The sequence below is a fragment of the Roseibium sp. RKSG952 genome (assembly GCF_009711355.1).
Window position 1 is genome coordinate 86,723 of record NZ_SMMF01000953.1, and the last position, 8,815, is coordinate 95,537.

An 8,815-nucleotide genomic window follows, 5' to 3' on the forward strand; every position below is an offset into this window, starting at 1 on the left:
CTTTGGCAGCGGATATCGACCCGGCCTATGCAGCTGCATTTGAAGAAGCGCAGGCAAAAGGCGTGGAGCGATTGATCTATGGGACACGGATATCACCGGAAGGAGTTTGGGTTAGCCAGCAGAAATTTTCGACTTAACTTCCTCCACACCCAAATGATTTTTATCTCCAAATCGGTGCGCAAGATCATGAAATCGCCTCAATTTCCCTGATAAAATTATACGGTGGCTGCGCGTGTAAGTGTTACCAATGGGTGAGGCAGAGAAATGAGAATACTGGCTGGGGTTGTCTTCACGCTTGGGGCCATATTGATGATTGGTGCCGCATTGATGGCATTCGACACATACATGACGGATGATCGCCGTACGGCTGCCCGCGACGCCCTGAACGCTCAGTTGGATGAGGGCGCAGCCGAATATGAGAAAAGTCGCGAGGATGGGTGCAGACGCCGGTGCGGAGGCCTTGGGTCCCTCTCGCATCTCATCGTCAATATAAGAGATGGTATATTCCTGTCTCTGCCCTTTGATCCGTCCGAAGTTTTTCCGGCAACTCAACCAGGCTGGACGGTGACTGGATTCAGTATCGAAGCACTCGAACCAATGCTGGGCCAGCCGAAGACAAACGGTAGAATTGGCACAACGAGCGAACACGATCTGTGGTCAGATCTGAACCGGGTCACCAAACAGGCCAAGTCGGGTGCCGTCCGTGTCTATCGCCAAGGCGACAAGACCATTGCACTTGCTATCAAGATCTACCGAGAGGGGCTGCATGCCGCCAGAGATGGCGAAAAGTTCCGTCTGAGAAAGACGACTAAGCCCTTTGCTGAAATCGACGGGGTCCTCGTCCGCAAGCATCCGCAATTCTCATACAGTATGGTGACACGAGACTATACGCCGACCGACTACCAACACCTATCAATCTACATGGATGGGCAGGTGGAGATTACGGTTGTATCTGACGCATCAAACGAAGAGCTTGAGGCATTTTTTTCAGCATTTGATCTGACCCCAATCGTTGAAAACCTGCCCAAAGCCCCTTCTAACTATGCGCCCGGCAAGGGAGTGATCATCTATGAGAGCAGTGCAGAAGGTGAAAGCGATTCCTGACCAGTAGTTCGGTAGCTGCCGCCTACGTCTCCGACCACCTCTTGGAAATTCACTTGAACAATTGTGTTTCGACGCCATTTGTTCGATCTCAAGAACTCGCACACCCTCTGGTACTTTCTGCACAAGCAGCGTAAAAGAAGTGCTGCGCGCAACATTTGGAGCTTAGCGTCGATGAAAGAACATCGTGGCCGCCTGACCAAGGACGGCATCCGCATCTATGAACAGGGTGACTTTGTCGGCATGCACGCGGCAGGGGCCTTGGCCGCGCGGATACTCGACGATATTGCCGACCATGTCTTTCCCGGCCAGACCACGGGCGCGATTGACGGGCTCATCACGCAGATGGTTGAGGATGCAGGCGCGACATCGGCGACCATTGGCTACAAGGGTTATCAGCACGCCAGCTGTATCAGTGTGAATCACGTGGTCTGCCACGGCATTCCCGGCGACAAGCGGCTGAAGGATGGCGATATCCTGAACATCGACGTCACCGTCATCGTTGATGGCTGGTTCGGCGACACCTCGCGCATGTATGTTGCCGGCAAACTGCCGCGCAAAGCCGAGCGCTTGATTCAGGTGACTCACGACGCACTGTTCAAAGGCATCGAGACGGTCAAGCCGGGCAACACGTTCGGTGATATCGGCCACGCCATTCAGGCTTATGTCGAAGCACACAGGATGAGTGTTGTCCGCGACTTCTGCGGTCACGGTCTGGGTCGCGTGTTCCACGCACCGCCGAATGTGCTGCATTATGGCCGCCCCGGTACTGGTGCGGTTCTGGAAGAAGGCATGTTCTTTACCATCGAACCAATGGTGAATCTGGGCCGCCCGGAAACCAAAACTCTGGCCGATGACTGGACCGCCGTGACCCGCGACAAATCGCTGTCGGCACAGTTCGAGCATTCTGTAGGTGTGACGGCAGATGGGGTTGAGATCTTTACGCTTTCACCCGGCGGCAAGTTCCATCCGACCTATTCTTCCTGATCGGCAGACTGCTCGCGCCAGAGCTTCAGCAACATCGTCTCAGCCCCCCATGGTGTCACCGCATCGTGGATGAACACCGGCGCGCGCATGGGTTTTGGCGGTGGGCCGGTGGCTGTGTCCGTATCCTGAGCGAAAGCCCAGTATGATGGGGCTATGGCACGATCCATGAGTCAGATAGTAACATGTCCCGGTCATATTCCCAAAAGCGCTGGCACCTCCGCCATATCACCAAAAACTTCAGCACCCAGGGCCGCGAGGCGCGCGCCGTCGTCATGGGCGGCAAATCCGAGGCATCGCATCTGGGCCCGGATAGCTGCGGTGACACCATTCTCGCTGTCTTCGATGACAACCGGGCGGGCTGATCCAAAGTGTTCGGCTGCCTTCAGAAACATCGCTGGGTCAGGTTTGCCAGTTCCTAATACATGCGCGGAATACATCACGTCCTTGAATCGGTCCCATAAACCGTTCTGGCCCAGAGTGATCTGCATTTTGTCCGGACTGCCGTTCGAAGCGACACAATAAGGAATATCCTGCTGATCAAGGCGGTCCAGAAGCTGAGACACCCCGGCGACCAGCGGCACACCCAATCGCAACCGATCATAGGTTTCGGCATATACTTCGTCGATCCAGTTATCCGGCAATACAGCGCCCAAATCCCGTGCCTTGTCCCGGACCCCAACCATGGTGCCTCCGACAAACAAAGACATGCATTCCTGTAGCGTCAGGTTCAGACCATACCGGGCCAGATTGCTGACCAGAACCTGGTTCGAGACAACTTCGCTGTCTACCAGAACGCCATCGCAATCAAAGATGACCAGATCGTGCATGTGAACCTCCGCCCGTTTACGGACCCGGCGTAGCCGGGACGTGGAACACATGCAAATCGGCATTCGGCATTAACCTGCCTCGCCTGTTTCAGCCTGAAACACTGCGCCACACCAAAGAGATATGGGTATCGCCGTATTTTCGTGCGTCCTGCAGTTCAAACCCGTCCGGAGCCGCCATCGGAGCGTTTTCCTCCCACACCAGAAGGGCGCCTTCGGCCAACCAGCCCCCGGCGATTGCCGCTGCTATCGCCTTTTGCCCAAGCGACTTGCCATAGGGCGGATCCAGAAAGATCAGGTCATAAGCCGCGTTTGGGTTTTGCCCCAGACGCGTTGCATCCCGGCGGATTAGATCTGTACTGTCCGCACTTCGGGTCAGTTCGATGTTCTTGCGGATAAGTCCCTGCGCCACGCGACCATCATCCACAAATGTGACATGCGCCGCACCACGTGACAGCGCCTCAAGCCCCAGTGCGCCGGTTCCGGCAAACAGGTCGAGTACACGCAGATCGCCAAAGTCGATCTGATGGCTCAGGACATTGAACAGGCTCTCGCGAACCCGGTCGGTGGTCGGGCGCAGATGTGCGCCCGCATCCCCTTTGCCGACCGACGCCAAAGCGCGGCCCCGGAAATCTCCGGCGATGATCCTCACGCCTTGAGAAGCGGCTTCAGATCCGCGCTCGGGTCGGCAACAACAGCCGGATCAGCGGTTTTACCCGAGTCGATCAGACGTTTTCCGACCATGTAGGCGCGCGGGTCGTTCATTGCATCGACCGCAATCAACTGATCACCCTTATAGTACCAGAAGGAAACTGTCTGACCTTCGCCCTGACGCGTCACAACGCGGTCATAACCGGTATTGAGGCCTGCAATCTGCAGTTTGACATCATACTGATCCGACCAGAACCATGGCGTCGCGACATAATCCTTGGCAGCGCCCAGCATGTTCTGCGCAACGATCTCGGACTGGTCGATTGCGTTCGGCACACTTTCGAGCCGGATACGCTCGCCCTGATGCAGGAACGACGCGCAATCGCCCGCCGCCCAGATCGATGGGTCAGAGGTGCGGCCATGGGCATCCGTCTTGATGCCGTTGTCCAGCTCAAGCCCTGCCATCTCAGCCAATTCGGTCGACGGGGCAATGCCCACACCCACGATGACGAAATCAACGTCCAGCTCGGCCCCGTCGGTCAGAATTGCCCCGGTAACCTTGCTGTTCTCGCCCACCAGACGGTCCAGCCCGACCCCTTCACGGATATCGGCGCCGTATTCGTTGTGCAGTGCCCGGAAATAGTCGCTGGTTTCAGGGGCCGCTACGCGCTGCAGGATGCGATCTGCCATCTCAACGAGAGTGACCTTGACGCCGCGTTTGGCGCAAACTGCAGCAGCCTCGAGCCCGATGTAACCGCCGCCCACGATCAGAGCTTTAGAACCTTCGGTCACCCATGGCCCCATATCGTCAACATGTGCGAGATCACGCACGACATGAACGCCTTCGAGATCGCCACCAATCGCAGCAGGAAGACGACGCGGATCAGAACCTGTGGTCAATGCAAGCTCGTCATACGAGATGGCTTCGTCACCCAGGGTCACTGTTTTGGCCTGAGGATCGATACCTGTAACCCGCTGACCTAGACGCAGCGTGATGTTGTTTTCGGAATAAAAACTCTCGGGCCGCAGAAACAGTCGCTCAAGCTCCATTTCTCCCAAAAGGTAAGCTTTGGACAAAGGCGGTCGCTGATAGGGCAGATGCGGCTCGGCACCTATCAAAGTGATGTCCCCTTCAAACCCGTCCTTGCGAAGCCTGGCAACAAGCGAAGAACCCGCTTGTCCGGCACCAATTACGACAATATGGCTCATGTTTCTCCCGCCCTGTCGAATTCCCGTGGTTTCATCCACCTGCACCCCTATATTGCGCTTAGGACTGACTCTGCAAATCCAATCGACAGGAGTAATAAGATGATTTCAGCCGGTGATACTTTGCCAGATGCGACATTGACACAGATAGGTGCCGAAGGGCCTGAGGAGGTACGTATCTCCAGCAAGCTCAATGGGCGCAAGGTGGTGATCTTTGCCGTTCCTGGCGCGTTTACGCCAACCTGTCATTCCGCGCATGTGCCCAGCTTCATGCGCACCAAAGATCAGTTCGATGCCAAGGGTGTGGACGAGATCATCTGCGTCTCGGTCAATGACCCGTTTGTCATGAAAGCCTGGGGTGAGGCAACTGGTGCAACTGACGCGGGCCTGACCATGCTTGCCGACGCAGCATCTGAATTCACCAAGGCCATCGGCATGGATTTCGATGCGCCGCCAGCCGGGCTGATAGCACGATCCAAACGGTATGCGATGCTGGTTGATGACGGCAAAGTTGTCGCGCTGAACCTTGAGGAAAATCCCGGTGCCTGCGAAATCTCGGCGGGGGAAGGGTTGCTGGAAGCAATCTGATTTCATTGGCCCCGGCAGCCCCGGGGCCAACCAATAGTATTTAACTTGGCCTGCAACGCCCCGATGTGCAAATACTTGAGCATACAACTGGGGAGTTCATTGATGAAACTTAAATTAATCACTCTTGCCTTGGGCACTGCCGGTGCATTGGCCGCTTGTGGCCCAGCCCCAACCCCGCAACAGCAGGCTGCACGACAGCACGAGATTGCCTGCCTCGGCGGTACGCTGGGTGGCGCATTGATCGGCGGCGTGATCGGCAACCAATTTGGGGGCGGTTCGGGCAAAACCATTCTGACCGCGGCAGGTGCCGCTGCAGGTGGGTTCGAAGGTCAGAGATACTCATGCTGAGGAGAGCCGGAATGAAACGTGGAATTTTCGTAATTGCGGCTGTGATGATGGCCAGTGCAGCTTCAGCCGAAAGCGTCGCTGAACTGAATGAAAAGGAACTGAACGCGATCGACTCGAACAATGACGGCTTTCTGTCAAAGGACGAGTTCAACGCCTTTTCCGATTATGCCTTTCAGGAAATGGATGAAGACAAGAACGGCACGCTAGGGCTGGACGAAGCCAAGCCGTTTCTTGACATCAAGCAATTTCAAAAGGCCGACCGGGACGAGGATAACGCTATATCCCGTGCCGAGTACGATACGCAGATGAACGAAGACTTTATCAATGCCGATCAGGACGGAAACGGCCTGCTGGACTGAACATCAGCGGATTAGATTAACGCTCTGCCCCGGAATGTACCGGGCAGAGCATCGCAAAACAGGAGCGTGCAATGAACAAATGGGTTTATCTGGGCGTTCTGAGCCTGCTTGCCGCATGTGATGTTCCGCAAGCGCCCGTCGTAACCGGGGCAGACGGTCAGGCGCGTATTCAGATCAATACCAGCGGTTTGACCTGCTACAACACCCGGTGCCTGGATATCAATCCGACCGCACGCAGTGTTCGATCAGTTGGTAATCGGACAACGAGGATCCCGGGCAATATCGATGTCAGCACCGGAACCGTCACACCTGCTGAATTCGAGCAGATGGGTGTCGCCGCCTCTCTGGCAGGTGGTGTGGGATCGGGTAATCGTTAACAGAGACTGTCCATCTTGCGCGCCAGCTTGGCGTCCAGCGAGGACAGGCCACCCACGTCATGTGTCGACAACACAACTTCGACCGTACGATAGACATTCGACCATTCGGGGTGGTGGTTCCACTTTTCCGCGAAAATCGCCACCTGTGTCATCCAGCCGAAGGCATGGACGAAATCTTCGAAAATGAAGGTCTTGGTGATCGCGTCCCGGTCTTCAACCATGGTCCAGCCGTTTTTGAATAGCGGATCCAGCAGCGGGCCGCGGGTCTCGGTCGACAAAAGTTCCGTCATTGCTGTTCCTCCGGGTTCGACTTTCTGAACGGGCCATAATCCGTCAGAATCTCGATCTCTTCTCCCACTGCACGGCCCTCGGCATCAAGATATTTCGACACCGCGTCGGCAAAACCCGGATCACCGATCCAATGCAGGCTATGCGTACGCACAGGAAGATACCCTCGCGCAAGCTTGTGCTCGCCCTGCGCACCGGCCTCGACCCGGGCCAGGCCATGGGCAATGGCAAAGTCGATCGCCCTATAGTAGCACAATTCGAAATGCAGACAGGGATGGTGTTCGGTGCAGCCCCAATAGCGGCCATAGAGCGTTTCGCGCCCGATGAAGTTCAGCGCACCGGCCACCGCATAGCCGTCGCGCTCCGCAAGCACCAATGCCATGTCATCAACCATGGTTTCATGCGCAATATCAAAGAACTGACGCGTCAGATAAGGTGATCCCCATTTGCGCGCACCGGTATCCTGATAGAACTGCCAGAAGGTATCCCAATGTTCGGGTTGAATATCAGACCCGGTCAGGGTGCGGATTTCCCCACCAAAATCACACGCCTGTGCACGTTCTTTGCGAATATTCTTGCGCTTGCGCGAAGACAGCGCGGCCAGAAAGCCATCGAAATCCGAATAGGTGTCGTTGAGCCAGTGAAACTGCTGTGAACTGCGGGTCAGCAGCCCCATTTCGGCCCCCGCGTGGGCCTCGGCCTCGGTACAGAAAGTGGCGTGCAGCGAAGATACGCGGTTGTCAGCGGCTAGCTGTACGGCGCCCTGAACCAGAGCGGACATGCCGATCGCCTCATATCCGGGGCGAACCAGAAAACGTCTGCCCGTGGCTGGTGTAAACGGAACAGCAATCTGCAATTTGGGATAATAGCGCCCGCCTGCGCTCTCGTAAGCATGCGCCCAGCTGTGGTCAAAGATGTATTCACCCTGACTGTGTGACTTGGCATAGAGCGGTGCCGCAGCGATCAGCAAACCGTCCAGATACGCGGTCAGATATTGCGGCTGCCACCCTGTTCCCCGACCAACCGATCCGCTTTCCTCAAGCGCCAGCAGGAATCGATGCGTGGTGAACGGGTCAAGCGGGCGACCACCATCAGCTGTTTCCGGGCAGGCACAACTATCCCAGTCCGCAGCAGAAATCTGCGAGAGCGATCCGAGAACCTGAGCTTCAATTTGTGCCTGATCCATATACCCTCCGCGCTTCACCATTATCTGTGACAGCGAAGGGCAGGTTCAACCCGAATGCGCGGCCAAATACCCTTCGAAGGTCACATTGTCGGCAACCTTGCGCGCTTCGGCCTCTTGTTCTACAGAGCGGACGGTCCAGCACAGGATGGGCACACCTTGCGCCTTCAGTTCGGCAACGCGGGGCCGGTCCAGGTCATGCACTTCATGGCTGATGAAGCTTGCGCCAACACGGTCGAAATCTGGAATATCCCGCAATTGGTCGCAGATGTCCGCAGGCAGCAACCACTCCTTCGGGTCATAGGAACTGGTGACGATACCCCGGGGTACATGCGGTGCCAAACGCGCCAATTCAGCTACGCTGTTGGGATTGAATGACATCAACGCCAATGGGCCATCATAGCCTTCAAGCGCACGGATCGCGTCCTGTTCCAACGGCCCGATGCCTTTGCCCATCGCCCCGTCTTGATCCTTGAATTCGATCAACAAGGGCACTTTGCCATCAATCAGTTCCAGCACGTCCTGCAACGACGGAATGCTTTCATCATCGGAATGCAGCAACGTCACAGCCGCGGCCTCGTCCGATGAGATCTGCCGGATCGGTCCTGATTGTCCGGTCAAACGGGTCATGTCGTAGTCGTGGAACACCATCGCTCGGCCATCAGAGGTGAGCTGCAGATCAATCTCGACCCCATACCCGGCATCCATCGCCGCTTGTACGGCTGCGAGACTGTTTTCCGGGCGTTTGTCCGCTTTGTCATGCAACGCCCGATGCGCGATCGGGCGTTGCATGAATTCTTTTGGCAGGCTCGGCGTCATTGGACTTCGAAGATACCTTCGATCTCAACCGCAACACCCAGAGGCAGAGACGCTGCGCTGACGGCAGAGCGTGAATGGCGGCCT

General features: G+C 56.4%; 13 protein-coding genes and 1 pseudogene. 6 read left to right on the forward strand and 8 right to left on the reverse strand.

Annotation, left to right across the window (positions count from 1 at the left end):
* Positions 1-264: 264 nt before the first annotated feature.
* Together E1297_RS35190 and map are read left to right on the forward strand one after the other, a co-directional pair.
* Entirely contained in the window at positions 265-1,104 is an 840-nt protein-coding gene (locus E1297_RS35190; RefSeq protein ID WP_155146429.1) for a hypothetical protein, read from the forward strand.
* A gap of 171 nt (positions 1,105-1,275) precedes the next feature.
* Complete coding sequence (map, locus tag E1297_RS35195; protein WP_155146431.1) at positions 1,276-2,088, forward strand: type I methionyl aminopeptidase; 813 nt, start codon at positions 1,276-1,278, stop codon at positions 2,086-2,088.
* Here map and E1297_RS35200 read toward each other — a convergent pair.
* The 4 genes from E1297_RS35200 to E1297_RS35215 all read right to left on the reverse strand — a co-directional run bounded on the left by E1297_RS35200 (position 2,076) and on the right by E1297_RS35215 (position 4,772).
* Complete coding sequence (locus E1297_RS35200) at positions 2,076-2,255, reverse strand: hypothetical protein (RefSeq protein ID WP_155146433.1); 180 nt, start codon at positions 2,253-2,255, stop codon at positions 2,076-2,078. The two genes, map and E1297_RS35200, sit on opposite strands and share 13 nt — an antisense overlap.
* A gap of 24 nt (positions 2,256-2,279) precedes the next feature.
* On the reverse strand, positions 2,280-2,915 hold the full coding sequence (locus E1297_RS35205) for an HAD family phosphatase (protein WP_155146436.1): 636 nt from the start codon (positions 2,913-2,915) through the stop codon (positions 2,280-2,282).
* A gap of 88 nt (positions 2,916-3,003) precedes the next feature.
* Entirely contained in the window at positions 3,004-3,564 is a 561-nt protein-coding gene (gene rsmD / locus E1297_RS35210; RefSeq protein ID WP_368669795.1) for a 16S rRNA (guanine(966)-N(2))-methyltransferase RsmD, read from the reverse strand.
* The gene (locus E1297_RS35215) at positions 3,561-4,772 is read right to left on the reverse strand and encodes an NAD(P)/FAD-dependent oxidoreductase (protein WP_155146438.1); all 1,212 of its coding nucleotides are present in this window, start codon (positions 4,770-4,772) and stop codon (positions 3,561-3,563) included. The genes rsmD and E1297_RS35215 overlap by 4 nt, the downstream gene beginning before the upstream one ends.
* Before the next feature lie 99 nt (positions 4,773-4,871).
* Here E1297_RS35215 and E1297_RS35220 point away from each other — a divergent pair, with 99 nt between their 5' ends.
* The 4 genes from E1297_RS35220 to E1297_RS35235 all read left to right on the forward strand — a co-directional run bounded on the left by E1297_RS35220 (position 4,872) and on the right by E1297_RS35235 (position 6,441).
* Positions 4,872-5,357 (forward strand): peroxiredoxin, encoded by a 486-nt coding sequence (locus E1297_RS35220; protein ID WP_155146440.1) that lies wholly within the window; start codon positions 4,872-4,874, stop codon positions 5,355-5,357.
* Positions 5,358-5,459: 102 nt separating this feature from the next.
* Positions 5,460-5,705: a glycine zipper 2TM domain-containing protein gene (locus E1297_RS35225; protein WP_155146442.1), complete on the forward strand. Its 246-nt coding sequence runs from the start codon at positions 5,460-5,462 to the stop codon at positions 5,703-5,705.
* Positions 5,706-5,716: 11 nt separating this feature from the next.
* Positions 5,717-6,064 (forward strand): hypothetical protein, encoded by a 348-nt coding sequence (locus E1297_RS35230; RefSeq protein WP_155146444.1) that lies wholly within the window; start codon positions 5,717-5,719, stop codon positions 6,062-6,064.
* A 71-nt stretch (positions 6,065-6,135) separates the two neighbouring features.
* A complete protein-coding gene (locus tag E1297_RS35235) occupies positions 6,136-6,441 on the forward strand; it encodes a hypothetical protein (protein WP_155146446.1) in 306 nt (101 codons plus the stop codon).
* On the opposite strand, the gene E1297_RS35240 is transcribed toward E1297_RS35235, so the two are convergent.
* From E1297_RS35240 to E1297_RS51375, 4 genes and pseudogenes are all read right to left on the reverse strand, one after another.
* On the reverse strand, positions 6,438-6,731 hold the full coding sequence (locus E1297_RS35240) for a 4a-hydroxytetrahydrobiopterin dehydratase (protein ID WP_155146448.1): 294 nt from the start codon (positions 6,729-6,731) through the stop codon (positions 6,438-6,440). The genes E1297_RS35235 and E1297_RS35240 overlap by 4 nt on opposite strands.
* Entirely contained in the window at positions 6,728-7,915 is a 1,188-nt protein-coding gene (locus E1297_RS35245) for a GNAT family N-acetyltransferase (protein ID WP_155146451.1), read from the reverse strand. The genes E1297_RS35240 and E1297_RS35245 overlap by 4 nt, the downstream gene beginning before the upstream one ends.
* A gap of 45 nt (positions 7,916-7,960) precedes the next feature.
* Positions 7,961-8,704: a glycerophosphodiester phosphodiesterase family protein gene (locus E1297_RS35250; protein ID WP_209016195.1), complete on the reverse strand. Its 744-nt coding sequence runs from the start codon at positions 8,702-8,704 to the stop codon at positions 7,961-7,963.
* A gap of 23 nt (positions 8,705-8,727) precedes the next feature.
* Positions 8,728-8,815, reverse strand: a pseudogene (locus E1297_RS51375) (RidA family protein); the annotation flags it as partial.

Excerpts from the sequence above, each read along its gene's own strand:
- E1297_RS35205 (WP_155146436.1), bottom strand. The coding sequence starts at position 2,915 with ATGCACGATCTGGTCATCTTTGATTGCGATGGCGTTCTGGTAGACAGC.
- E1297_RS35215 (WP_155146438.1), bottom strand. The coding sequence starts at position 4,772 with ATGAGCCATATTGTCGTAATTGGTGCCGGACAAGCGGGTTCTTCGCTT.
- E1297_RS35225 (WP_155146442.1), top strand. The coding sequence starts at position 5,460 with ATGAAACTTAAATTAATCACTCTTGCCTTGGGCACTGCCGGTGCATTG.
- E1297_RS35220 (WP_155146440.1), top strand. The coding sequence starts at position 4,872 with ATGATTTCAGCCGGTGATACTTTGCCAGATGCGACATTGACACAGATA.
- map (WP_155146431.1), top strand. The coding sequence starts at position 1,276 with ATGAAAGAACATCGTGGCCGCCTGACCAAGGACGGCATCCGCATCTAT.
- E1297_RS35245 (WP_155146451.1), bottom strand. The coding sequence starts at position 7,915 with ATGGATCAGGCACAAATTGAAGCTCAGGTTCTCGGATCGCTCTCGCAG.
- E1297_RS35240 (WP_155146448.1), bottom strand. The coding sequence starts at position 6,731 with ATGACGGAACTTTTGTCGACCGAGACCCGCGGCCCGCTGCTGGATCCG.
- E1297_RS35250 (WP_209016195.1), bottom strand. The coding sequence starts at position 8,704 with ATGCAACGCCCGATCGCGCATCGGGCGTTGCATGACAAAGCGGACAAA.
- E1297_RS35230 (WP_155146444.1), top strand. The coding sequence starts at position 5,717 with ATGAAACGTGGAATTTTCGTAATTGCGGCTGTGATGATGGCCAGTGCA.
- E1297_RS35190 (WP_155146429.1), top strand. The coding sequence starts at position 265 with ATGAGAATACTGGCTGGGGTTGTCTTCACGCTTGGGGCCATATTGATG.
- E1297_RS35235 (WP_155146446.1), top strand. The coding sequence starts at position 6,136 with ATGAACAAATGGGTTTATCTGGGCGTTCTGAGCCTGCTTGCCGCATGT.
- E1297_RS35200 (WP_155146433.1), bottom strand. The coding sequence starts at position 2,255 with ATGGATCGTGCCATAGCCCCATCATACTGGGCTTTCGCTCAGGATACG.